This is a genomic window from Arthrobacter pascens (genome assembly GCF_030815585.1).
GTDB lineage: Bacteria > Actinomycetota > Actinomycetes > Actinomycetales > Micrococcaceae > Arthrobacter > Arthrobacter pascens_A.
In genome coordinates, this window is record NZ_JAUSWY010000001.1 from 769,034 (window position 1) to 791,704 (window position 22,671).

The window sequence follows — 22,671 nt, forward strand, 5'->3', positions numbered from 1 at the left end:
CCCTGCCTATCGCTTGGTCCGCGCGGAGCGGCTTTCGAACTTCCGGGCCAGGAGGCTCAGCGGGATGGTGATCACCAGGTAGAAGGCACCGGCCACCAGGAGCGGTGTGAGGCCAGCGCCCAGGCTGGAGATGCCGTCCCGGCCGAACTTGGTGAGCTCGTACTGGGAAGCAGTCAGGCCCAGCACGTAGATCAGCGAGGAGTCCTTGGTCAGGAGGATGACCTCGTTGGTCAGCGGCGGCAGCACAATCTTGAAGGCCTGCGGAATGACGATGGACACCATGGCCCGCCACTGCGGCATACCCAGCGAACGTGCGGCTTCCAGCTGGCCCTTGGGCACCGCCTGCAGGCCGGCGCGGAGCGTCTCGGCGATATAGGCCGCGGCCACCATGCCCAGCGAGACCATCACCACCACAGTGACGTTCCAGGAGACACCGAAGGCCAGCGGAACACCGTAGCCGAAAGCGATGAACACCAGAAGCGCCGGTATACCGCGGAAGAATTCGATGTAGCCGGTGGCGATCCAGCGGTACAGCGGGAAACTGGACAGCTTCATCAGGGCCAGCAGGAGGCCACCGGAGAGGCCCACAACGAAGCCCAGAAACGTGTAGATCAGGGTATTCTTCAGGCCCACCAGGAGGATGTCCGGGAACATCGGGCCGATCTTGCCGAAGTTGAAGACGCTGTTGCCGACTGTCTTCCAGTCTGTGGCCAGGATCAGGGCGGCCACTGCCACGATGAATATTCCGGCCTGGACATACAGGCTCACTCTGGCCCGTTGACGTGCGGTCATTGCCATGGGGTGCTCACATTCGTTGTGCGTGGCTGAGGCCCCGGACGGACTGCGGTACAGCTCGTGCGGGGCCCCAGCGGCGTGATTCTCAGGGCTGCTTAGGTTTCAGTCCGAAAGCGCCGGGCTACTTGGCGGTCTCGCCGAACCAGGTGGTCTCGAACTTCGCCAGCGAACCGTCGTCGGTCAGGCGCTTGAGTGTGCCGTTGACCTTATCGACCATGGCGGAGTTGCCCTTCTTGATGGAGATTCCCAGCTTCTCGCCGGTGGCGTAGTCCTCCACGCGCACGAACCTGGGATCATCCTTGATGGCGTAGGCGAGGATTGACTGGTTGCCCAGGGCGGCGTCGATGGTGCCGGCCAGGAGAGCCTGGATCAGGAGACCGCTGTCTTCGAACTGCTGGGCGTCGATGTCGTTTTCCGCTGCGTACTTGGCGCCGGTGGTGGCCTGCTGGACGCCCACCTTCTTGCCCTTGGCGCTGTTGATGTCCGTGATCCCGGATGCCGTGGTGGCCACGAGGGTGAGGTCATCGTCCATGTACGGGTCGGAGAAATCCATAACCGACTTGCGGGTTTCCGTGATGGAGATCGAAGAGATGGAAACGTCGCACTGGGTGAGTGCTGTGCCGGTCTCGATGGCCTCGAAGGAGCTGTCCACAACGCTCAGTTCGGCGTTCAGGTCCTTGGCAACCTCGTTGGCGATGTCGATGTCGAAGCCAACTGTCTTGCCGTCCTTCTGGAATTCGAAGGGCTCGTAGGGGACATCCGAGCAGACAGTGAGCTTGCCGGAATTGATGAGCTGGACACCGCCCTCGGACGCTGCCGGGGTGGATCCGCCGCCGCATGCCGTGAGGGTGAGGGCACCGGCGGCGAAGATTGCTGCTGCCTTGGCGGCAATTTTGGCCGTGGCCAGGGACTTGAGCTGCATGTTTCTTACCTTTTGTTGCAGGGGGTATGCGGTATTAAATCGGTTCATAGTGTAGCGCCGATTACGAGATGTGCATCACACGAAACTTAGTTTCACTATTGGATAACTAAAGCACAGCCGAAATCAAGCTCAGACGGCGGCGCGATGTCTGTAATCCCGGACACGTCGCCTCGGCTCCTCCCCGATGGCCCCACCCAACTGACTAGCAGTTAACGTCCCGAAAACGCGGTTTCGCGACGTTAACTGCTAGTCAGTTGGGCACGCGGGCCGGGCACTAGGTGGCAATTCCGAGCGACTCCAGCATCGGCCGGAACTTGGCCCAAGTCTCCGCCAGCTCAGCTTCAGGCTGCGATCCGTCAACAATGCCGCAGCCGGCATATAAGCGCACTGTATGGGGATCCTCGATTACGGCGCCGCGGAGCGCAATGCCCCATTCGCCGTTGCCGGCCGCATCCAGCCAGCCCACCGGCCCGGCGTACGGCCCGCGGTCCAGGTGCTCCAGTTCGCGGATCAGGGCGCCCGCCACCAGCGTGGGAGTGCCGCAGACGGCCGCGGTGGGGTGCAGCGCGTTGATCAGGGCGAGGCACGTGGGCACATGGCCTTCCACCTCGGCCAGCTCAGCCTTCACGTCAGATGCCAGATGCCACACGTTGGGCAGTTCCAGGATGAACGGTTCGTCGTGCGCGTTCATGGCCTCGGAGAACGGCGCCAGTTGCGATGTCAGCGACTGGATGGCGATCTCGTGCTCGTGCCGTTGCTTCTCGGACCCGGCCAGGACCCGCTCGGCATAATCCATGGGAATTCCGGCCTCACCGTGCGCGTCGCGGCGGTCCAGGGTGCCGGCCAGCACGCGTGCCTGGGCGGTGCGGCCCTCCACCTGGATCAGCATCTCCGGCGTGGCGCCCACCAGCCCGTCCACCCCGTACGTCCAGCATTCGCGGTACCGGACGGCCAGTTCACGCAGCACCTGCGCGGCGTTGACGCCGGACGGAACCGTGGCCACGATGTCCCGCGCCAGCACCAATTTCTGCAGGGCACCGGTCCGGATCTCCGCCACCCCCGCGGCGACGGCGGCCATCCAGTCTTCCTCGCTCAGCGACCCGGTATGCAGCGTTGCCCCGGCAGCCAAAGGCAAAGGACGTACGACGGCGCCACCCGCCCCGGTGGGCAGCTCGGCGGAGGTGCCGTCCCCGGCAAAGCCAGCTGCCGGCGTCGGGCTGTCACCAGAGTCCTCGGCCCCGGAACCGCCGGAGCGAAAGGCGCTGCCTCCGCTTAGCCAGCGGTCGAGTGCGGCGAGGGCGCCCGTTTCGGTGAGTTCGCCGTCGTCGAACGTTAATTGGGTGACCCAGACTCTGCCGTCACGCACGCCCACCACAATCTCGGGCACGATCAGCCGTGATTCGTGGGCGGATTTCCTGGAGAACGCGAACGAGCCGAAGGCAACGGGGCCGGTGCCGGGCAGTTCCACGGAGTCGGTGATGTCGGCTTCGAGGACCAGGTGGCGCCACCAGATGTCGGCCTCGAGGAAGCGTTCCGGGCCCGTGGCGGTGAACCGCGCGATCTCGCCGAAGCCCACCAGGCCAGCTTCGCGTCGCGTCCAGCAGAGGACGTCGTCCCGGACCAGAAACTGCGGCAGCCCCCCGGGAGATGCTTTTTCATCCAGGGGGACTGTCAAGGTTCGGAACGTGCTGGTCATGATTGCTCAACACTACTACTCCGCGCGCTGGGTCCCCGGAGGTGCCGACTTTGGTGGGCGAAGGTAGGGAAAGTTGGGGATTGTTGCCCAGTTCGAGACAATGGCTGAGTGAACCGAGCATCCTTGGATAAGCGTCCGGACGAAGTAGCCACGATGTTTGACGACGTCGCACCTAAATACGATGTCGTCAACGATGTCCTCTCCATGGGGCAGACCCGCCGCTGGCGCAAGGTTGTGGTGGAGGCCATGGAAGTCTCGCGCGGCCAGCGCGTGCTGGACCTGGCTGCGGGGACCGGCACGTCAAGCGAGCCATATGCCGATGAGGGCATAGATGTCATCGCCTGTGATTTCTCCCTCGGAATGCTCAAGGTGGGCAAGCGCCGCCGCCCGGACATCGACTTCATCGCCGGCGACGCCACCAACCTGCCCTTCGCGGACAACACCTTCGACGCCAGCACCATCTCCTTCGGCCTGCGCAACGTCAACGAGCCCAAGAAGGCCCTGGCCGAGATGGCTCGTGTCACCAAGCCCGGCGGCAAACTGGTCATCGCCGAGTTCTCCCAGCCCGTGGTCCCGCTCTGGCGCACCATGTACACCGAATACCTCATGCGTGCCCTGCCCGCCATCGCCGTGAAGGTGTCCTCCAACCCGGACGCGTACATCTACCTGGCGGAGTCCATCCGCGCCTGGCCGGACCAGGACCACCTGGCCGCCTGGCTGCAGGAGTCCGGCTGGGAAAAGGTCACCTACCGGAATCTCAGCGGCGGCATCGTGGCGGTCCACCGCGCGTTCAAGCCTTCAGCCGACGGCGCCGCTGCCGCCATCGGCGCGAAAAAGGGCCCCGTGGCCAAGCTCCGCCGCAACATCATGCGCTGACCCGGTGAATGTACTGATCGTCGGCGCGGGGCCGGCCGGCTCCACGGCCGCGTATTACCTGGCCAAAGCCGGTATTGATGTCACGGTCCTGGAGAAAACCAGCTTCCCGCGCGAGAAAGTCTGCGGCGACGGACTCACCCCGCGCGCCGTCCGGGAGATCCAGAAGCTCGGCCTGCCACACCCGGAAGAGGACGGCTGGCGCCGGAACAAGGGCCTTCGGCTGATCGCGGGCGGACGCACCATCGAACTGCCCTGGCCCGATGTCTCCGACTTTCCGCAGTACGGCCTGATCCGTACGCGCCTGGGCTTCGATGAGGAACTGGCCCGCCACGCCCAGGCCGCCGGCGCCGAGATCCTCGAGCGGCACAGCGTCACCGAGGCGCTGCGGTCGGACGACGGCCGCGTGACCGGCGTCCGCGCAGCGCTCCTGGATGAGTCCGGACGGAAGACGGGCGAGACGCGCGACTTTCACGCCGACGTCGTACTGGCCGCGGACGGCAATTCAACCCGCACCGCCGTATCGCTGGGTATCCAGAAGCGCGACGACCGCCCCCTCGGCGTCGCGGTGCGCACCTATTTCCAGAGTCCCCGCCACGACGACGACTGGATGGAAGGCTGGCTGGAGCTCCCCGGCCGCGACGGCAATCTGCTCCCCGGCTACGGCTGGGTGTTCGGGGTGGGCGACGGCACGTCCAACGTTGGCCTGGGCATCCTGAACTCGTCCAAGGAATTCGGCAGGCTGGACTACAAGCAGGTCCTGCGCGAATGGACCGCCGGCATGCCTGCAGACTGGGGCTTCACACCGGAAAACCAGGTAGGGGAGATCCGCGGGGCCGCGCTGCCCATGGGCTTCAACCGCACGCCGCACTATTCGCCGGGCCTCCTGCTGCTGGGCGACGCCGGCGGCATGGTCTCCCCGTTCAACGGCGAGGGCATCTCCTACGCCATGGAGTCCGCTCGCTTCGCAGCCGAGTTCATCATTGACGCCCCTCCGCGTTCCGCATCTGCCGGAACTTACGACGCCGATGCGCACCTGGCAGGGTACGCGGACTACGTGCGTGGCCAGTGGGGATCGCACTTCACGCTGGGCCGGGCCTTTGCCGCGCTGATCGGAAAGCCTGCGGTGATGAAGCTCGCGCTGCGGACCGGGATGCCCATTCCGCTGCTGATGCGCTTTGTGGTGCGCCTGCTGGCCAACCTCACAGACCCGTCGGCGAGAGGTTTCGAGGACCGGGCCATCCGCGTCCTGGAGTCGTTGGTCCCGGCCACGTCAAACACCTCATCTGCATCGAATCTGCGGTATCCGCAACATAAAGTTAGGGTTAACCCGTGACCAACTCCGCAGACCACAGCTGGACGCACGCCGGGCACGGCCTGCCGGACGCTGAACCCAGCCTCAACACCACGGCCATTGCCACGGGACTTCAGCTGCCCGCAGGCTTTGCGGCCATCGCGGAGGACGCCGAGCTGGGCCCCGCTATCACCAACAACCTGGCGCGGGTGGAAAAGCAGCTCCGTGAAGCCATTGCCAACTCGGATCCGCTGGCTGACGCGACGTCGCGCCACCTGGTGGAGGCCGGCGGCAAGCGGATCCGTCCCCTGCTGACGTTGCTGTGCGCGCACCTTGGCGACGCCTCCCTCCCCGCAGTGGTCCAGGCTGCCGTGGTGGTGGAACTGACCCACCTGGCCACGCTCTACCACGACGACGTGATGGACTCGGCCCCGTTCCGCCGCGGCGCCCCCACGGCCCATGAGGTGTGGGGAAACTCCGTGGCCGTGCTTACGGGAGACCTCATCTTTGCCCGTGCCTCCATCCTGGTGTCCGAGCTGGGCTCGCGCGCGCTGGGGATCCAGGCCCGCACCTTCGAGCGGCTCTGCCTGGGCCAGCTCCACGAGACCGTGGGACCCCGCCCGGATGAGGACCCGGTGGAGCACTACCTGTCCGTCATTGCTGACAAGACCGGCTCATTGGTGGCTGCGTCCGGCCAGCTGGGCGCGATCTTCGCCGGTGCCGACGAGGGCTATGAGGAAGTGCTCGTGGAGTACGGCGAAAAGGTTGGTGTGGCCTTCCAGCTCGCGGACGACGTCATCGACGTCACCGGGATCAAGGTCAAATCCGGCAAGTCCCCGGGGACGGACCTCCGCGAAGGCGTCCCCACCCTTCCCGTCCTGCTCCTGCGCAAGGCTGCCACGGAGGGTGACCAGTCCGCCGTCGAACTCTTGAAACTGATCGACGGGGACCTGACCTCCGACTCCGCTTTGGCCGCCGCCGTGGCAGGGCTGCGCGAGCACCCGGTGACTGCAGAGTCGTGGGTAGTGGCGCGCGCCTGGGCTGACGAGGCCATCGCCGCGCTGGCGCCGCTGCCGGAGGGTGTGGTGAAGACCTCGCTGTCCAACTTCGCCCTGGCTGTGGTGGACCGCGCCAGCTAAGCTGTTCCCTGGCGGCGGTGCCGTCGGGATGAACCTGGGATGTAAACGTGAACTGGGCTTAACGCGGAATAGCCCCGGTCCGCTGCAACGATACGAGTCATTACGTTGCATTGAACCGAGGCTATTTCTCCGTTCGCATCAGATCCGCCGGAGGCGTTTAGCGGATCCGTGAACAGTCTATGACAGGTTTGTCACAAAAGGCAAGCCTGTTGTTACTGCCGTGTCACAGTTTTTTCGGAGCCTTTGTGGGGCACATCGCCGTGCCCTGTGGGCATTCCGGCTGGAGAGACGGCGTGTCCGTGTCGAAGTGCCCCGCTGCGGCTGCCTTGTCCACATGGCGCTGCTTGGATCTGCCCTTTTCCCGTAGCTACGGGGCACCGTGGGATCATGGATATTGAGACTTTTCTCCGGGCGCGGGCCGGCGTAGCCCGGGCTTCGACGCTCCAGGTGGCCGGGTTTTCCCGAACTTACGTCGGCAAAGCACTGACCGACGGCCGCATTGTGAGGGTCCGGCGAGGCATCTACAGCATGCCGCGGGAGGCTGGCCTGTTCGGCCTGGCGCTGCAGCACAACGCTCTGCTGACGTGCCTGTCGGCCGCCCCCACGTACCGGCTCTGGACGCTACATGACGCAGGTTCTGTGCACCTGAGCCCAGGGCACAAGAAGACGCCACTGGGGACACTGACCCATGGCCGATGCCCCCATCCGCCCCACCCATGGCTGCCGGTCGCGGGCCTGGCCGACGTCCTGATTCATTCGTTGCGCTGCTTGCCCCCACTGGAGTCGCTGGTCATGCTTCAGTGCGCAACGCAGCGGGGGGACGTGACTATTGGTTTCCTGCGGCGCAAGCTCCCCGGAAACCGCAATGCCCGCGCCCGGTCCGTCCTGGACGGCCTGATCCCTAGGGCGGATTCCATACTGGAAGTACTGGCCAACTACCACTTCCGGCGGGCGGGGCTCCATGTCCGCAGGCATGTTGAACTTCCTGGAGTGGGAGAAGTGGACTTCCTTATTGAGGAGTGCCTCGCGGTGGAAGTCGACGGCAGTACCCATCTGGAGCCACGGCAAGTGAAGAAGGACCGAAAGCGCAACAATGCCACCATCATCGGCGGACGTCTTGGCCTCAGATTCGGCTATGACGACGTCGTCCATCACCCTGAGCGGATGGTGGGCGAGGTGTTGGCGGTACTGGAACTGTGCCGGCAGGGAGCTTTCGGCACGCGATAAGTGCCGCCGTCGTGGGGCACTTTGGGCGACGAAACCGAGGGAACAGGCTTAGTAGGCGGCGGGTCCGGGTCGAAGTGCCCCGTTTAGTACGGCTAGGCGGAGCGCCCGGGGAGCCCTAGTCCTCTTCGTCGTTGAAGGCCCACTCGAACATGTCGAAGACGAACTCCGAGAAGGTTCCCTCTTCGTTCTTCCACTGGCCGCGGGCGTTGTTCCGCCGCCAGACGATGGGGTCCGGGACGCTGAGATCGCCTACGCGGAAGCCCCAGGTGAACTGTTCTTCCTCGTCCTCCATGAACATCAGGAAGCCCTCGTCATCGACTTCGAGCTCTTCGGGATCCCAGAAGTAGTGGTAGGCCTCCATGAGGTCCTCGCAGCCGCCGAGGGCCAGGTAGAACTCGCGCAGGACCAGCGGGACCTGGAACTGGTGTTCGGTGAGGGCCTCATCAAGCTCGTCGGCGGGCAGCCCGTCCTCTTCCTGCCATTCGTCTTCGAGATACTTCGGAACGAGCGCGCGGAATTTCTCGAGGAACATGTCAGTCATGGCTCTTATCCTAGCTAATCGCGGCGCCCGTATTCGGACGTGTCCACGCCCGGCCGGTGCCACCCGTGCACCGCCAGCGGAATGTGCCAGGACCGGCGCCAGGCAAGGACCCGGAAGGTGAACACCACGGCCGCCACGGCACCTGCGGTCAGGGCATTAAAGCCACCCGAAGTCCAGAGGACGGCAGTCAAAGCCGCCCCGCTGAAGGCCGGTAAGGCGTAGAGGTCCCTGGGGTCGAACAGCTGGGGCACCTCATTGGCCGTGATGTCCCGGAGAAGGCCCCCGCCCACCGCCGTCGTAACCCCCAGCAGGACGGCTGCCACCGGATTCATGCCCAAAGACAAAGCCTTCAGTGTGCCGGTGATGCAGAAGAGGGCCAGCCCGCCGGCGTCGAACAGGACCAGGAGCGAGGTGAACCGCTGAACACTTGAAAAGAGAAAATAGACCAGGACGGTGGCCAGCACCGGAGGAGCCAGGTAGGCGGGGTTGGTGAACGCGGCGGGAGGGCCGGCGGCCAGGATGATGTCGCGGATGACGCCGCCGCCCAATGAGACCAGGGAGGCCAGCAGCAGGGAGCCCACGATGTCGAACTGTTTCCTGGCTGCCAGGAGGGATCCGGACACCGCGAAGAAGAAGACGCCCGCCAAATCCAGCCACACCAGGGCGATGTCAAAAGCGAAAGTCATGGAGCGTCCCGTCTATTCAAAGAGGGCGGACAGGGCGGCTCCAACGTTACGCTAGCCATTATGAACAGCCCCATCATGATTGCCTGTGCCCACGGGACGTCCAGCGTGCAAGGCGCCGCGGAGGTCAACGCCCTGCGCGACGCCATCGCCGCCCTGCGGCCCGGCCTGGAGGTGCGGGAAGCCTACGTGGACGTCCAGCAGCCGGACCTCGTGGATGTGGTGGCCTCGCTGCCCCAAGAGGACAAGGCCGTCGTGGTGCCGCTGCTGCTGAGTGTGGGGTACCACGTCAAGGTGGACATCGCGCGGGCCGTGAAGAGCAGGCCGGGCAGCCTCGCCGCCGCGCCGCTGGGCCCGGATCCGCGGCTGGCAGCGCTGCTGGACCGGCGCCTGCTTGAGGCCGGAGTCACCGACCGTGATTCCGTGGTCCTTGCCGCCGCCGGGTCCTCCAACCCGAATGCGGCGAAGAGCGTGGAGGAACTGGCAGGACAGCTCAGGGAACTCCGGCCCAACAGGATCGTGGCCGCCTATGGCGCCTCAGCCAAACCGTCGGTGCCCGACGCCGTCGCCATGCTCCGCGAGGAAGCCGAAGGCGGTGCCGGGGCGGGGGAGTCCGCCGGCGCCGTTGACCTCGGCGGCCGCATCGTTATTGCGTCCTACCTGCTGGCGCCGGGCTACTTCCATGACCAGCTGGCCAAGGCCGGGGCGGACCTGGTCACGGCGCCGCTGCTCCCCTCTCCGGTGCTCGCCGAGATCGCGCTGGAACGGTTCGACGCCGCAGTGGCGGCCAATTCGGATTCCGCAAGGACTTCCGGCGATTCATGACGAAATATTTCCCTAGGTGACCTAGCGTTTCCCGGACCTTTGGGACCCAATTCGGGTGGGCCCTACAGTCGATATATGACTGATACAGCTCTAGCCGGAGCGTCCGCGGACTCCGCTGCCGCCAAGCGCCCCGCACGCCCGTCCCGCCCCGCTGCAAAGCCGCACGGCCAGTGGAAAGTGGACGGCACCACGCCGCTGAACGCCAACGAAACCTGGAAACAGGAAGACGACGGCCTTAACGTGCGCGAGCGTATCGAGTCCATCTACTCCAAGGAGGGCTTCGACTCGATCCCGGGCCAGGACCTGCACGGCCGTTTCCGCTGGTGGGGCCTGTACACCCAGCGCAAACCCGGGATCGACGGCGGCAAGACCGCAACGCTCGAGCCGCACGAGCTTGAGGACAAGTACTTCATGCTCCGGGTAAGGATCGACGGCGGCGCGCTCACCACCGAGCAGCTGCGCGTCATCGGCCAGATCTCCGTTGACTTCGCCCGGGATTCCGCCGACCTCACCGACCGCCAGAACATCCAGCTGCACTGGATCCGGGTTGAAGACATCCCCGAGATCTGGCGCCGGCTGGAGGGCGTGGGCCTGTCCACCACCGAGGCGTGCGGCGACGTTCCCCGCGTCATCCTGGGCTCGCCCGTGGCAGGCATCGCCAAGGACGAGATCATCGATCCCACGCCGCTGATCGCGGAACTGGGCGAGCGCTTCATCGGCAACCCGCTGCTGTCCAACCTGCCCCGCAAGTACAAGACCGCCATCACCGGCCACCCCAGCCAGGACGTGGTGCACGAGATCAACGACTTCGCCCTTGTAGGCGTGGTCCACCCCGAGCTGGGCGTGGGCTACGACCTCTGGGCCGGCGGCGCACTCTCCACCAACCCGATGCTGGGCAAGCGACTCGGTGCCTTCGTGAAGCCCGAGGAAGCCGCCGAAGTATGGCTCGGCGTCACCAGCATCTTCCGCGACTACGGCTACCGCCGGATGCGCACCAAGGCCCGCCTGAAGTTCCTGATGGCCGACTGGGGCCCGGAGAAGTTCCGCCAGATCCTGGAGGACGAATACCTCGGCTACAAGCTGGCCGACGGCCCGGCCGCACCCAAGCCCACCGCTCCCGGCGACCACATCGGCATCCACGAGCAGAAGGACGGCAAGTTCTTCATCGGCGCCACCCCGTTGGCCGGCCGCCTCTCCGGCGGGCAGCTGGTCAAGCTCGCTGAGACCCTGGAGGCGCGCGGCTCCTACCGGCTGCGCACCACCCCGCACCAGAAGCTGGTGGTCCTGGACGTTCCCAAGGACCAGGTTGAGCCGCTTGTTGCCGAGCTTGACACCCTGGGCCTTTCCGCCCGGCCGTCCGTGTTCCGCCGCGGCACCATCGCCTGCACCGGCATCGAATACTGCAAGCTGGCCATCGTGGAAACCAAGGTCACCGCGGCAACGGCCGTTGCCGAGCTGGAACGCCGCCTGGCGGACCTCACGGCATCCGGCGAACTGCCGCACGCCCTGTCCCTGCACATCAACGGCTGCCCCAACTCCTGCGCCCGCATCCAAACCGCGGACATCGGGCTCAAGGGCATGATGCTGCCAACGCCCGACGGCGACCCCACCCCGGGTTTCCAGGTCCACCTGGGCGGCGGGCTGGCTTCCACCGACCGTGAAGAGGCCGGCCTGGGACGCACCGTCCGCGGCCTCAAGGTCTACGTCGAGGACCTGCCGGACTACGTGGAACGCGTGGTGCGTACATTCGTTGCCCAGCGCAGTGAGGGCCAGACCTTTGCTGAGTGGGCACACGCAGCTGATGAGGGGGATCTCCAATGAGCAAGCACGCACTGGGCGCGGAGCCGGTACTCCGCAGCAAGGACGAGCTCAAGGCCATCGCCGAAGCCGGCGCCGCCGAGCTCGGCTGGGACGCCCCCGCCCGCGACGTCATCGCCTGGGTGGAGCGCAACTTCGACCTCTCCTCGGTGGCTGTCGCCTGCTCCATGGCCGACGCCGTCCTGCCGGCGCTGGTCGCGGACCAGATGCCCGGCGTCGACGTCCTGTTCCTGGAGACCGGCTACCACTTCCCGGAAACGTACGCCACCCGTGATGAAGTGGCCGCGAACCTGCGCGTCAACGTGGTGGACGTGCTCCCGGAGAACACCGTGGAACAGCAGGACCGGCTCCTGGGCAAGGACCTCTTTGCCCGCGACGCCGCCCAGTGCTGCGCCCTCCGCAAGGTGGCCCCGCTCAAGCGCACGCTGGCTGGCTACGAACTGTGGTTCACCGGCGTCCGCCGCGACGAGGCCCCCACCCGCACCAACACGCCACTGGTGACCTGGGACGAGGCCAACGGCCTGGTCAAGGTGAACCCGGTGGCCGCGTGGACGTTCGATCAGCTGGTCGAGTACTCCGACGACAACCTCCTGCCCGTCAACCCGCTGCTTTCCCAGGGTTACCCCTCCATTGGCTGCCAGCCCTGCACCCGGAAGGTGGCGCCGGGCGACGACCCCCGCGCCGGCCGCTGGGCAGGGACCGACAAGACAGAATGCGGACTACACGTATGAGCACTTTCCTAACCGAGGAGCCCACCCAGGTGACCGACGCTGCCATTTCCACGCGCCTCTCCAGCCTGGACACGCTCGAGTCCGAAGCGATCCATATCATCCGCGAGGTTGTGGCCGAGTTCGAGAAGCCCGCGCTGCTGTTCTCCGGCGGCAAGGACTCCGTGGTGATGCTGCACCTGGCCACCAAGGCGTTCTGGCCGGGCAAGGTCCCGTTCCCGGTGCTGCACGTGGACACCGGCCACAACTTTCCGGAGGTCATCGACTTCCGCGACCGGACGGTGGAGCGGCTGGGCCTGAAGCTCGTCGTCGGAAGCGTCCAGGAATTCATCGACCGCGGCGAGCTGGCCGAGCGTGCCGACGGCACCCGCAATCCCTTGCAGACCGTCCCGCTGCTGGACGCCATCCAGCAGAACAAGTTCGACGCCGTGTTCGGCGGCGGCCGCCGTGACGAGGACAAGGCCCGCGCCAAGGAGCGCATCCTGAGCCTGCGTGACGAGTTCGGCCAGTGGGATCCGCGCAACCAGCGCCCCGAGCTGTGGAACCTGTACAACGGCCGCCACACCGTAGGCCAGCACGTCCGCGCGTTCCCCATCAGCAACTGGACCGAACTGGACATCTGGCGCTACATCGAACGCGAAAACATCGAGCTGCCGGGCCTGTACTACGCCCATGACCGCGAAGTGTTTGCCCGCGACGGCATGTGGCGGGCGGTGGGCGAGGTTTCGCAGCCGCTTCCCCATGAGGAAGTCACCATCAAGACGGTCCGCTACCGCACTGTGGGGGACATGTCCTGCACCGGTGCGGTCGAATCGGCCGCAGCCACCGTGAGCGACGTTGTGATCGAAGTTGCCGCCTCCACCATCACCGAACGTGGCGCCACCCGGGCAGATGACCGCATCTCCGAGGCAGCCATGGAAGACCGCAAGAAGGATGGTTACTTCTAATGAGCACCGAGACTTCACTCCTGGCCTCAGAGCTGGAGACAGCCCTGCCCACCACCCTCTTCCGCTTTGCCACCGCGGGATCGGTCGACGACGGCAAGTCCACGTTGGTGGGCCGCCTCCTTCACGACTCCAAGGCGATCCTGGCGGACCAGCTCGAAGCCGTGACCCGCACCTCGGCGGACCGTGGCTTCGGCGGGGCCGGCGCCACCGGTACCCAAGCGATTGACCTGGCCCTTCTGACCGACGGCCTGCGGGCTGAGCGCGAACAGGGCATTACCATCGACGTCGCCTACCGCTACTTCGCCACGGACCAGCGCAGCTTCATCCTCGCGGACTGCCCCGGGCACGTGCAGTACACCAAAAACACGGTGACCGGCGCGTCCACTGCGGACGCCGTCGTCGTACTCATTGACGCCCGCAAGGGTGTCCTGGAGCAGACCCGCCGGCACCTGTCCGTGCTGCAGATGTTGCGGGTGGCGCACGTGATCGTGGCTGTGAACAAGATCGACCTGGTGGACTTCAGCGAATCCGTGTTCCGCGAAATCCAGTCTGACGTGCAGCAGGTTGCCCGCGAACTGGGCATCGGCTCCGCTGAGCTGGGCACCGCGGACCACATCGACGACCTGGTGGTTATCCCTGTCTCCGCGCTCGACGGCGACAATGTGGTGGACCGCTCCGAGCGCACTCCCTGGTACGACGGACCGGCCCTGCTGGAGGTCCTCGAGACCCTGCCGGCCGCGGACGAGATCGACACGCAGCTGGAGAGCTTCCGCCTCCCTGTGCAGCTGGTGGTCCGGCCGCAGGGCGCGCTGGCTCCGGATGCCGTGGCTGCCGGGCTGGACGTGGAGGCCTACCGCGACTACCGCGCCTACGCCGGCCAGATCACCGAAGGTTCCGTGAAGGTCGGGGACAAGGTGAGTGTGCTGACGCCTGGCCAGGCGCCCCGCACCACCACGGTGATTGGCATCGATTTCGCCGGGACGTCGCTCCAGGAAGCCGCAGCGCCGCAGTCCGTTGCGATCCGTCTGGCCGACGAGTTCGACGTTGCCCGGGGCGACACCATCGCCGCCGCGGGGACGGTCCGCGAATCCTCGGCCGACCTGTACGCCGCCCTGTGCTGGCTCTCGCCCAAGCCGCTGCGTGAAGGCGCCAAGGTCCTGGTCAAGCACGGCACCCGCACGGTCCAGGCACTGGTCCGCAACGTTAACGGCAAACTGGACCTGGCTTCCTTCAAGCTGGAACCGGCGTCAAGCCTGGAGCTGAACGACATCGGCCACGCGCAGCTCCGGCTCGCCGCCCCGCTGCCGCTGGAGAACTACCTGCACCACCGCCGCACCGGCGCGTTCCTGGTCATCGACCCGCTGGACGGCAACACCCTCGCCGCCGGCCTGGTCAAGGACCACCCGGGCGACCACGAGGATGAGCGCTACTCCATCTGAGCCTCAGCAAGAACTGCCCTGCCCCGCATGAACGGTGTTGCCACACACCGTTCATGCGGGGCAGAGCCGTTCCTGGGGCCCCGGCTAGCCTTGCCACCTTGCGACCGGCGCACCATTATCGTCAGTAGGAGGCCGCGCATGGAACGCATCAACAGCCGGCTCATCAACTGGGCCTCGATCCTGGACGACAAGACGCGTGAGCAGGCGCTGGCAACGTCCCGGCTGCCGTTCATCTATCCGCACCTGGCGCTCATGCCGGACGCGCACCTTGGCATAGGCGCCACGGTGGGGTCGGTGATTCCCACCGTACGCGCCGTCATTCCGGCCGCCGTGGGAGTGGACATCGGGTGCGGCATGATCGCCGTTCGAACCCAGTACTCACTGAAGGATCTGCCCCGGGACAGGAAGCGGCTGCGCGAAGACATAGAGCGGGCCATCCCATTGTCTGCCGGCCACAACAACAGGAAAGTCCTGGCCACGGCCGAACCGCGCATTGCCGAGCTGAAGAGGCTGGCGGCGAAGGCAGGCTTCAATCCTGCACAGTATGTCGCCAAGTGGGAACTGCAACTGGGCTCCCTCGGTTCGGGCAACCATTTCATCGAGGTGTGTGCGGATGAGTCGGACGCCGTCTGGCTGTTCCTGCATTCCGGATCACGGGGAGTGGGCAACAAGATCGCCCAACACCACATCGGGGTGGCCCGGCGGGTCATCGAGAAGAAGGGGATCAGGCTGCCGGATGCGGACCTCGCGTACCTGGAGGAGGGGACCCACGAATTCAGCCGGTACATCGAGGAGCTGCGCTGGGCCCAGCACTTCGCCCTGCTGAACCGCGAGGAAATGATGGACCGCGTCATCACCCAGTTCGGCAACTGGGTGGGCGGCCGGGTGCAGGAAAGGGAACGGATCAACTGCCACCACAACTTCACCCGGCAGGAAACCCATTACGGCAAGACCGTGTGGGTGTCGCGCAAGGGAGCCATCAAAGCCGAGCAGGGCGATCCAGGACTTATCCCCGGATCCATGGGGACGGCGTCGTACGTGGTGGAAGGCCTCGGCAACCCGGTTGCGCTGAATTCCTCCCCGCATGGCGCCGGCCGCGAATATTCCCGCACGGCCGCGCGCAAGACATTCTCGCTGGCGGAACTGAAAGAAGCCATGCACGGGATTGAGTTCCACGCCTCGGAAGCGTTCATCGACGAGATTCCGGCCGCGTACAAGCCGATCGACCAGGTCATGCGCGATGCGGAGGACCTGGTCAAGGTCCGTCACAAGTTGCGCCAGCTGGTCAACGTCAAGGGCAACTGAACCGCCCGTTCGCCCGAAGCCTGCCCGTTCGCCCGGAAGCGAATGTGACGCCAGATGAACGCGCGTGACCCCCCGTTTCCGCTTCATTGAACCGGGTTTACGACACTCCCTATGGTGAAAGCATGACTAGTTCCAAGCCCGGGATGACCCGCATCGTGGCAGGCGAAAGCGCGGTGCCCAAGCGCAAGCGTGCCATCGAGGCAGCCCTGGCCATCGGACTCGTCCTCCTGATCGCCGTGGGCGCAGTGGTGGCTTCCACCGTTTCCCGTAATACGGAAGCGCAGGCGGCAGCACCGTCGCCCACTCCAGCGGCTGAACTGAAACTGGGCTACTTCGGAAACCTCACCCACGCCCCCGCCCTCGTGGGCCTCAACCAGGGCTTCTTCGAAAAGAACCTGGGCAGCACCAAGCTCAGCACCGAGACGTTTAACGCCGGGCCCGCCGCGATCGAGGCCCTAAATGCCGGTGCCATCGACGCCGCGTACATCGGGCCCAACCCGGCCATCAATTCCTTCGTCAAGAGCCAGGGCGAATCGGTCAGCGTCATCGCCGGTGCTGCTGCGGGCGGTGCGCAGCTGGTGGTCCGGCCGGGAATCAGCTCCGCGGCGGACCTGAAGGGCAAGACGCTCGCCTCCCCGCAGCTCGGCGGGACCCAGGATGTGGCCTTGCGCGCCTGGCTTGGCACGCAGGGGTACAAGACCAATGTGGACGGCAGCGGCGACGTCGCCATCAACCCCACCGAGAATGCCCAGGCCCTGAAGCTGTTCCAGGACGGAAAGCTCGACGGCGCGTGGTTGCCCGAGCCCTGGGCCTCCCGCCTGGTGCTCCAGGCCGGAGCCAAGGTCCTGGTGGACGAGAAGGACCTGTGGGACGGCTCGGGCTCCGGCAAACCGGGCGAATTCCCCACCACCATCCTGATCGTGAACAAGAAGTTCGCCGCAGCGCACCCGGACACGGTCAAGGCGCTCCTCAAGGGCCACACAGAGTCGGTGGCCTGGCTCAATGAGGCGCCCGCCGCCGAGAAGACAGCAGTCATCAACACCGCGCTGCAGGAATCCGCCGGCGCGGCCCTCCCGGCGGACGTCATCGACAGGTCCCTGAAGAACATCGTGTTCACCGTGGATCCGCTGGCAGGTACCTACCCCAAGCTGCTGAAGGACGGGGTGGAAGCCGGAACCACCAAGCAGGCAGACATCAACGGCCTCTTCGACCTCCGGGCGCTCAACGAAGTCGCAGGCGAGTCCATCTCCGCCGCAGGGCTCGGCCAGGACTAACCGCAGCTTTACGAATCCATCCACCACCAATCGAAGGACGGGACCATGCCAGTCGTACTGGAAAACCTGGGCAAGCGCTTCGGCGACGGCGCCCCGGTGCTGGACGACGTCAACGCCAACATCGAAAAAGGCGAGTTCGTCGCCCTCCTCGGTGCCTCCGGCTGCGGCAAATCCACCCTGCTGAACATCATGGCGGGACTGGAGGTCCCGACGTCGGGCGCTCTTGAAGTACCCAGCGACGGCGCCGCCTTTATGTTCCAGGACGCCGCCCTGTTCCCCTGGCTCACGGCCCGGGAGAACATCGAGCTGGCCCTGAAGCTGCGCGGCGTCGGCAAGTCCCAGCGGCGCGTCAAGGCCAATGAACTCCTGGACCTGGTACACCTGGGCGGCGCGGGGGACAAGCGCCCGCACGAGCTGTCCGGCGGAATGCGCCAGCGCGTGGCCCTGGCACGTTCGCTGGCCCAGGACCGGCAGCTGCTGCTGATGGACGAGCCGTTCGCCGCCCTTGACGCCATCACCCGCGACCTCCTCCATGACGAGCTGGAACGCATCTGGAAGGAAACCGGACGCACCATCGTTTTTGTTACGCACAACGTCCGTGAGGCCGTGCGGCTGGGACAGCGCGTGCTCCTGCTGTCCTCCCGCCCCGGCCGGGTGGTCCAGGAATGGGCCGTCACCGAGGAACACCGAACCGACGCCGGACTTGCCGGACAGCTGACCGGGGTCATCACCGCCCGGCTGCGGGAGGAGATTCGCCGCCATGCCAAGTAACCCCGCCCCGCCCGCTGAGGCCCCTGAGGCAGAGCCCACCGAAACCCGGCACATCACAGCGGCCCTCACCCGGTCCTCCACCGGTTCGGAGGACCTCCGCGAGCTGGAATCCGGGCTTGATTCCCTGCAGTCCGACGCCGCGCGCAGGCACCGGATCGGCTGGAGCCGCGTGCTGCTTCCGGTGGCTGCCCTGGTGGTCCTCGTCCTCGCCTGGCAGTTCTACGTGTCGCTCGGCGTGAAGCGGCGTGACCTGGTCCCCGGCCCGCTCGACGTCCTGGGCCAGGTCGGCGTGCTCTGGGGCGAGGGAAAGCTCCAGGAAGCGGTGTGGACGTCGCTGCAACGCGGAATCGTAGGGTTCCTGATCAGTGTTGCCATTGCCACTCCGGTGGGTCTTCTGCTGGCTCAGGTGGCTCCGCTGCGCCGTGCCTTCGGACCGCTCATTTCGGGGCTGCAGGTGCTGCCGTCCGTGGCGTGGGTGCCGGCGGCCATCATCTGGTTCGGCCTCACCGATGCCACCGTGTACTTCGTGGTGTTTATGGGCGCCATCCCGTCCATCATCAATGGCCTGATCTCCGGTGTGGACCAGATCCCGCCGCAGTACCGCAGGGTGGGCACCGTCCTGGGTGCGTCACGGCTTGAGATGGCGCTGCAGATTGTCCTTCCCGCGGCGCTTCCCGGCTACCTCAGCGGACTCAAGCAGGGGTGGGCATTCTCCTGGCGGTCCCTGATGGCTGCGGAAATCATCGCGGTGGGCGGCACTATCGGCTTCGGCCTGGGTTCACTGCTGGACCAGGGCCGGATCCTTTCCGACATGACCGTGGTGATGTCGGCAATCCTGCTGATCCTCGCCGTCGGCATCCTGATCGAACTGCTGGTCTTCGCGCCGATCGAAAAGCGCCTCCTCCGCAGCCGTGGGCTACTTTCAGGCAGCACCCGCTAGCCGCACCGGCCGGAGCCGTGGGTCTGGCAGACTGACGCCATGACCGTCAGCTTCGTGTGCCGCACCGAGTCCGCCCTGCCACCGGAGCGCCTCTTCGACCTCGCCCGCAGCGTTGACGCCCACGTGGACTCGCAGCGGGGTGCGGGGGAGCGAGCCATTGCGGGAGTCATGTCCGGGCTGATCGATGAAGGCCAGGAAGTGACCTGGCGGGCCCGGCACTTCGGCGTTCCGCTGACCATGACCAGCCGCATCACAGCGCTGGAGTTTCCCGCCAGCTTCACGGATGAGCAGGTCAGGGGCCCGTTCAAGCTCTTTCGCCACGTCCACGAGTTCCAAGCCACTGAGACTGGCAGCATCATGACGGACCGCGTCGAGTTCAAAGCGCCATTCGGCATTCTGGGGCGCCTCGCTGAGCGGCTGATCCTCCGCGGTTACCTGCAGCGCCTCATCGCGGACCGCGGCCGGTTCCTGGCCGGACTGCCTGGCGACCAGGCCCCCTGGCTGTAGCCCGGGGCTGTAGACACTGAGACTTCCCGGCGTCATGATTCAGCTATGCCGCCAGCAGAAGCGACTCCGACAGCCTCGCGGGTTGTTGGCGGCTGGCTCGTCGACAAACCCCGCGACGTCCTCTACGGCCTGGCCCGCTCAGCCAACATGTGGGAGCGGCGCACGGCCATCGTGGCGACATCGTGGTTCCTGCGGACCGGCGAGGTGAAAGATACATTTGCCATCGCGGAGTTGCTCCTCGACGACACAGAGGACCTGATCCACAAGGCCACGGGTGGTTGGCTCCGTGACGCCGGCCGGAGCGACCGGCCACGGCTGCTGGAATTCCTTGACGCGCCCGCGGCTCTCTGTCCTGAGAGGTATATCTTGGGACTTATCCGGAGTCATCCGGGCAGGCATTGCGCGATGTGAGGAAGACCATGGAACGGGCGGTGGGGGCAGGCAGTGGCGTTCTGGCGGGGATCGGTTCTACGCCGCTGATCGAGCTGCGCAAAGTGGTACCGGCGGGATCGGCCAGGGTGCTTGCCAAGATTGAGTTCGCGAACCCCACCGGGAGCATGAAGGACCGGATGGCCGTGGCGGCGATCAGGGGAGCCGAAGCCCGCGGTGATCTGGCCCCTGGCGATACGGTCGTCGAATACACCGCCGGGACAACGGGCATCTCGCTCGCACTGGTCTGCGCAGCCAAGGGCTACGGGCTCCATGTAGTTTTTTCGGACGCGTTCAGTGACGAGAAACGCCGCACCATGGAGGCGCTGGGGGCAAAGGTCGAGGACGTGCCTAGCGACCACGGACGAATCACGGAGCGGCTGATCAAGGCGATGATCGCCCGTGCGGCTGAACTGAGCGCGCAGCCACGCCATTGGGCCTGCGACCAGCTCAACAACCGCGACGCCGTGACGGGTTACCTGACGTTGGGCCAAGAAATCTGGCAACAGTCGTACGGCCGCGTAGATGCTTTTGTCCAGTTCGTCGGCACGGCCCACTCGATCCACGGCACAGCGCGTGCCCTCCGCGTCCACCTTCCCGGGCTGCGGGTCGTCGCCGTCGAGCCGGCCGAGTCTGCCGTACTCTCCGGGGGCCCGACAGGCTCCCACCGGATTGAGGGGACCGGTATCGGCTTCATTCCCCCGCTTTGGGAGCCCGAGGAAGTTGATGCGATTGAACAGGTCTCATCCGACGAAGCGATGGCGATGAGCCGGCGGCTTGCCCGCGAGGAAGGCATCTTCGCCGGCACCTCCTCCGGAGGAAATGTCGTGGCCGCGCTGCGCGTGGCCGAACAGCTCGGGCCAGACGCAACCGTTGTCACCCTCATGGTCGACTCCGGCTTTCGCTACCTCAGCACCGGTCTATACGGGCACTAGCTGGCCGGGACTCGCATCGCTGCCGGAACGAGGAATTAACCTGGAATGTTGGCACTGGCCGAGGCCTAGCCGGGGAACGAAACAGGATGTTTGGTCACCCCGCGGCGCGTGAGGGGCCCGGCCTAAGTTACGCCGCGTTACCTTACGTGAACTGGTGTTTCCGCCGCCGTTGTTGGGGAATGTGACGCGGCCCTATCGTCGATCTATGGCAATTCAGGATATCTACCCCACAGCACTGCGGTTGTTGGGCCGCCCCGTGCTGGTGGTGGGCGGTGGCCCCGTGGCTGCCCGCCGCGCCAAGGGCCTGCTCGACGCCGGTGCCCGGGTCACCGTCGTGGCTCCGGTTGCCTCCGCTGCGCTCCGCGAACTTGCCGACGCCGGCCTGCTCACCTGGGAGCCCCGCCCCTACCTTCCCTCCGACGTCGACGGCGTCTGGTTCGTCCAGACGGCCACCGGCGATTCCGCGGTGGACGCCCAGGTTTCGGCCGACGCCGAGGCGCAGCGCGTCTGGTGCGTCAACGCCTCCGACCATGAAGCCTCAGCCGCCTGGACCCCCGCCGTCGCCGTGGTGGACGACGTGAAGATTGCCGTCAATGCAGGCGGTGACCCGCGCCGTGCCATGGCCCTGCGTGACGCCGTCGCCACTGCCTTGGAGACCGGCGACCTTCCGCTGCGCCGCCGTCGGGCTCACCGGGGCTCCGTTGCCCTGGTGGGCGGCGGCCCGGGCGACACCGGCCTGATCACCGTCCGCGGCCGCCGACTCCTGGGCCAGGCCGACGTTGTGGTGGCAGACCGGCTGGGCCCGCGCGAACTGCTCCATGAACTGGCCCCTGACGTCCGCGTCATCGAGGTGGGCAAGACCCCCGGCCACCATCCCGTACCGCAGGCCGACATCAACCGGATACTGGTCGAGGAAGCCCTGGCCGGACACCGGGTGGTCCGGCTCAAAGGCGGCGATCCCTACGTCCTGGGCCGCGGCGGCGAGGAAGCCGAATACTGCCGGCAGCACGGCGTCGAGGTTGAAGTGGTCTCCGGCGTGACCTCCGCGATTTCCGTTCCTGCAGCCGCCGGCATCCCGGTGACCCACCGCGGCCTTGCCAAGGGCTTCAGCGTGGTCACTGGCCACGAGGAGCTGTCCGAGGTTCCGGCCCGGGCGGACCACACCATTGTGCTGCTCATGGGTGTGGGCCAGTTGCGCGAATCCGCCGCGGCCCTGGCCGGTGCCGGTTTGCCTCAGGACACTCCAGTTGGCATCGTTGAGAACGGCTATCTGCCGAATCAGCGCGTGACGATCGGCACGCTCGGTTCCATCGCCGACCAGGCGGCAGCCACCGGCGTCGCAAACCCCGCAGTGATCGTCATCGGTGACGTGGTGCGCGTGAGCCCCTTCGCGCCGTCGCACTTCAAAACCGCCGACTACGGCACCACCACCCCGAACAAGCCCCGCACCACCGCAAGCCCCCGAACCACGTCGAGAACCGCCCGGGTCCTCACCACCTAGCCCTCACCCAACTGACTCGCAGATAACGCACTGAAAAGTCGATTTCACGACGTTAAGTGCGAGTCAGTTGGGCGGGACCGAA

General features: G+C 66.1%; 22 protein-coding genes. 17 read left to right on the forward strand and 5 right to left on the reverse strand.

From position 1 onward, the window contains the following. Window positions 1-6 precede the first annotated feature (6 nt). From QFZ30_RS03620 to QFZ30_RS03630, 3 genes are all read right to left on the reverse strand, one after another. Window positions 7-798: an amino acid ABC transporter permease gene (locus QFZ30_RS03620; RefSeq protein ID WP_307073569.1), complete on the reverse strand. Its 792-nt coding sequence runs from the start codon at window positions 796-798 to the stop codon at window positions 7-9. 118 nt (window positions 799-916) lie between these two features. Beyond that, window positions 917-1,717: an ABC transporter substrate-binding protein gene (locus tag QFZ30_RS03625; protein WP_307073571.1), complete on the reverse strand. Its 801-nt coding sequence runs from the start codon at window positions 1,715-1,717 to the stop codon at window positions 917-919. A 274-nt stretch (window positions 1,718-1,991) separates the two neighbouring features. Next, window positions 1,992-3,413 carry an isochorismate synthase gene (locus QFZ30_RS03630; protein ID WP_307073573.1) on the reverse strand — a complete coding sequence of 474 codons (1,422 nt, stop codon included), beginning with the start codon at window positions 3,411-3,413 and terminating at the stop codon, window positions 1,992-1,994. A 108-nt stretch (window positions 3,414-3,521) separates the two neighbouring features. On the opposite strand from QFZ30_RS03630, the gene QFZ30_RS03635 reads away from it, so the two are divergent. From QFZ30_RS03635 to QFZ30_RS03650, 4 genes are all read left to right on the forward strand, one after another. Further along, complete coding sequence (locus tag QFZ30_RS03635; protein WP_307073575.1) at window positions 3,522-4,289, forward strand: demethylmenaquinone methyltransferase; 768 nt, start codon at window positions 3,522-3,524, stop codon at window positions 4,287-4,289. 4 nt (window positions 4,290-4,293) lie between these two features. After that, a complete protein-coding gene (locus tag QFZ30_RS03640; RefSeq protein ID WP_307073577.1) occupies window positions 4,294-5,622 on the forward strand; it encodes a geranylgeranyl reductase family protein in 1,329 nt (442 codons plus the stop codon). Beyond that, window positions 5,619-6,719, forward strand: a complete 1,101-nt coding sequence (locus tag QFZ30_RS03645) for a polyprenyl synthetase family protein (protein ID WP_307073580.1) — start codon at window positions 5,619-5,621, stop codon at window positions 6,717-6,719. Before QFZ30_RS03640 ends, QFZ30_RS03645 begins: the two co-directional genes overlap by 4 nt. Before the next feature lie 387 nt (window positions 6,720-7,106). Continuing rightward, a complete protein-coding gene (locus QFZ30_RS03650; RefSeq protein WP_307073581.1) occupies window positions 7,107-7,946 on the forward strand; it encodes a type IV toxin-antitoxin system AbiEi family antitoxin domain-containing protein in 840 nt (279 codons plus the stop codon). Window positions 7,947-8,061: 115 nt separating this feature from the next. On the opposite strand, the gene QFZ30_RS03655 is transcribed toward QFZ30_RS03650, so the two are convergent. Together QFZ30_RS03655 and QFZ30_RS03660 are read right to left on the reverse strand one after the other, a co-directional pair. Then, complete coding sequence (locus QFZ30_RS03655; RefSeq protein ID WP_307073582.1) at window positions 8,062-8,487, reverse strand: hypothetical protein; 426 nt, start codon at window positions 8,485-8,487, stop codon at window positions 8,062-8,064. Window positions 8,488-8,501: 14 nt separating this feature from the next. Next, the gene (locus tag QFZ30_RS03660) at window positions 8,502-9,173 is read right to left on the reverse strand and encodes a trimeric intracellular cation channel family protein (RefSeq protein ID WP_307073584.1); all 672 of its coding nucleotides are present in this window, start codon (window positions 9,171-9,173) and stop codon (window positions 8,502-8,504) included. Window positions 9,174-9,233: 60 nt separating this feature from the next. Between QFZ30_RS03660 and QFZ30_RS03665 the strand changes: the two genes are divergently transcribed. The 13 genes from QFZ30_RS03665 to cobA all read left to right on the forward strand — a co-directional run bounded on the left by QFZ30_RS03665 (window position 9,234) and on the right by cobA (window position 22,589). Further along, window positions 9,234-9,995 (forward strand): sirohydrochlorin chelatase, encoded by a 762-nt coding sequence (locus QFZ30_RS03665; protein ID WP_307073587.1) that lies wholly within the window; start codon window positions 9,234-9,236, stop codon window positions 9,993-9,995. A gap of 75 nt (window positions 9,996-10,070) precedes the next feature. Continuing rightward, entirely contained in the window at window positions 10,071-11,816 is a 1,746-nt protein-coding gene (locus QFZ30_RS03670) for a nitrite/sulfite reductase (RefSeq protein ID WP_307073589.1), read from the forward strand. After that, the gene (locus QFZ30_RS03675; protein ID WP_307073591.1) at window positions 11,813-12,544 is read left to right on the forward strand and encodes a phosphoadenylyl-sulfate reductase; all 732 of its coding nucleotides are present in this window, start codon (window positions 11,813-11,815) and stop codon (window positions 12,542-12,544) included. The genes QFZ30_RS03670 and QFZ30_RS03675 overlap by 4 nt, the downstream gene beginning before the upstream one ends. Then, entirely contained in the window at window positions 12,541-13,488 is a 948-nt protein-coding gene (gene cysD / locus QFZ30_RS03680; protein ID WP_307073593.1) for a sulfate adenylyltransferase subunit CysD, read from the forward strand. The genes QFZ30_RS03675 and cysD overlap by 4 nt, the downstream gene beginning before the upstream one ends. Then, entirely contained in the window at window positions 13,488-14,927 is a 1,440-nt protein-coding gene (locus QFZ30_RS03685; RefSeq protein WP_307073595.1) for a sulfate adenylyltransferase subunit 1, read from the forward strand. Before cysD ends, QFZ30_RS03685 begins: the two co-directional genes overlap by 1 nt. Before the next feature lie 138 nt (window positions 14,928-15,065). After that, window positions 15,066-16,232 (forward strand): RtcB family protein, encoded by a 1,167-nt coding sequence (locus QFZ30_RS03690; RefSeq protein WP_307073597.1) that lies wholly within the window; start codon window positions 15,066-15,068, stop codon window positions 16,230-16,232. 143 nt (window positions 16,233-16,375) lie between these two features. Continuing rightward, the gene (locus QFZ30_RS03695) at window positions 16,376-17,506 is read left to right on the forward strand and encodes an ABC transporter substrate-binding protein (protein WP_307080032.1); all 1,131 of its coding nucleotides are present in this window, start codon (window positions 16,376-16,378) and stop codon (window positions 17,504-17,506) included. A 45-nt stretch (window positions 17,507-17,551) separates the two neighbouring features. Further along, on the forward strand, window positions 17,552-18,277 hold the full coding sequence (locus QFZ30_RS03700; RefSeq protein WP_307073599.1) for an ABC transporter ATP-binding protein: 726 nt from the start codon (window positions 17,552-17,554) through the stop codon (window positions 18,275-18,277). Continuing rightward, window positions 18,267-19,217: an ABC transporter permease gene (locus QFZ30_RS03705; protein WP_307073601.1), complete on the forward strand. Its 951-nt coding sequence runs from the start codon at window positions 18,267-18,269 to the stop codon at window positions 19,215-19,217. The genes QFZ30_RS03700 and QFZ30_RS03705 overlap by 11 nt, the downstream gene beginning before the upstream one ends. Window positions 19,218-19,256: 39 nt before the next feature. Next, complete coding sequence (locus QFZ30_RS03710; RefSeq protein WP_307073603.1) at window positions 19,257-19,724, forward strand: SRPBCC family protein; 468 nt, start codon at window positions 19,257-19,259, stop codon at window positions 19,722-19,724. A 45-nt stretch (window positions 19,725-19,769) separates the two neighbouring features. Next, window positions 19,770-20,135, forward strand: coding sequence for a DNA alkylation repair protein (locus QFZ30_RS03715; RefSeq protein WP_307073605.1), 366 nt, complete (start codon window positions 19,770-19,772; stop codon window positions 20,133-20,135). Window positions 20,136-20,143: 8 nt separating this feature from the next. Continuing rightward, a complete protein-coding gene (locus QFZ30_RS03720; RefSeq protein ID WP_307073607.1) occupies window positions 20,144-21,088 on the forward strand; it encodes a PLP-dependent cysteine synthase family protein in 945 nt (314 codons plus the stop codon). Window positions 21,089-21,293: 205 nt separating this feature from the next. Then, complete coding sequence (gene cobA / locus QFZ30_RS03725; RefSeq protein ID WP_307073609.1) at window positions 21,294-22,589, forward strand: uroporphyrinogen-III C-methyltransferase; 1,296 nt, start codon at window positions 21,294-21,296, stop codon at window positions 22,587-22,589. Window positions 22,590-22,671: the final 82 nt, after the last annotated feature.

Excerpts from the sequence above, each read along its gene's own strand:
- cysD (WP_307073593.1), top strand. The coding sequence starts at position 12,541 with ATGAGCACTTTCCTAACCGAGGAGCCCACCCAGGTGACCGACGCTGCC.
- QFZ30_RS03655 (WP_307073582.1), bottom strand. The coding sequence starts at position 8,487 with ATGACTGACATGTTCCTCGAGAAATTCCGCGCGCTCGTTCCGAAGTAT.
- QFZ30_RS03625 (WP_307073571.1), bottom strand. The coding sequence starts at position 1,717 with ATGCAGCTCAAGTCCCTGGCCACGGCCAAAATTGCCGCCAAGGCAGCA.
- QFZ30_RS03670 (WP_307073589.1), top strand. The coding sequence starts at position 10,071 with ATGACTGATACAGCTCTAGCCGGAGCGTCCGCGGACTCCGCTGCCGCC.
- cobA (WP_307073609.1), top strand. The coding sequence starts at position 21,294 with ATGGCAATTCAGGATATCTACCCCACAGCACTGCGGTTGTTGGGCCGC.
- QFZ30_RS03675 (WP_307073591.1), top strand. The coding sequence starts at position 11,813 with ATGAGCAAGCACGCACTGGGCGCGGAGCCGGTACTCCGCAGCAAGGAC.
- QFZ30_RS03665 (WP_307073587.1), top strand. The coding sequence starts at position 9,234 with ATGAACAGCCCCATCATGATTGCCTGTGCCCACGGGACGTCCAGCGTG.
- QFZ30_RS03720 (WP_307073607.1), top strand. The coding sequence starts at position 20,144 with ATGGAACGGGCGGTGGGGGCAGGCAGTGGCGTTCTGGCGGGGATCGGT.
- QFZ30_RS03630 (WP_307073573.1), bottom strand. The coding sequence starts at position 3,413 with ATGACCAGCACGTTCCGAACCTTGACAGTCCCCCTGGATGAAAAAGCA.
- QFZ30_RS03695 (WP_307080032.1), top strand. The coding sequence starts at position 16,376 with ATGACCCGCATCGTGGCAGGCGAAAGCGCGGTGCCCAAGCGCAAGCGT.
- QFZ30_RS03700 (WP_307073599.1), top strand. The coding sequence starts at position 17,552 with ATGCCAGTCGTACTGGAAAACCTGGGCAAGCGCTTCGGCGACGGCGCC.
- QFZ30_RS03705 (WP_307073601.1), top strand. The coding sequence starts at position 18,267 with ATGCCAAGTAACCCCGCCCCGCCCGCTGAGGCCCCTGAGGCAGAGCCC.
- QFZ30_RS03710 (WP_307073603.1), top strand. The coding sequence starts at position 19,257 with ATGACCGTCAGCTTCGTGTGCCGCACCGAGTCCGCCCTGCCACCGGAG.
- QFZ30_RS03715 (WP_307073605.1), top strand. The coding sequence starts at position 19,770 with ATGCCGCCAGCAGAAGCGACTCCGACAGCCTCGCGGGTTGTTGGCGGC.
- QFZ30_RS03690 (WP_307073597.1), top strand. The coding sequence starts at position 15,066 with ATGGAACGCATCAACAGCCGGCTCATCAACTGGGCCTCGATCCTGGAC.
- QFZ30_RS03650 (WP_307073581.1), top strand. The coding sequence starts at position 7,107 with ATGGATATTGAGACTTTTCTCCGGGCGCGGGCCGGCGTAGCCCGGGCT.
- QFZ30_RS03620 (WP_307073569.1), bottom strand. The coding sequence starts at position 798 with ATGGCAATGACCGCACGTCAACGGGCCAGAGTGAGCCTGTATGTCCAG.
- QFZ30_RS03685 (WP_307073595.1), top strand. The coding sequence starts at position 13,488 with ATGAGCACCGAGACTTCACTCCTGGCCTCAGAGCTGGAGACAGCCCTG.
- QFZ30_RS03660 (WP_307073584.1), bottom strand. The coding sequence starts at position 9,173 with ATGACTTTCGCTTTTGACATCGCCCTGGTGTGGCTGGATTTGGCGGGC.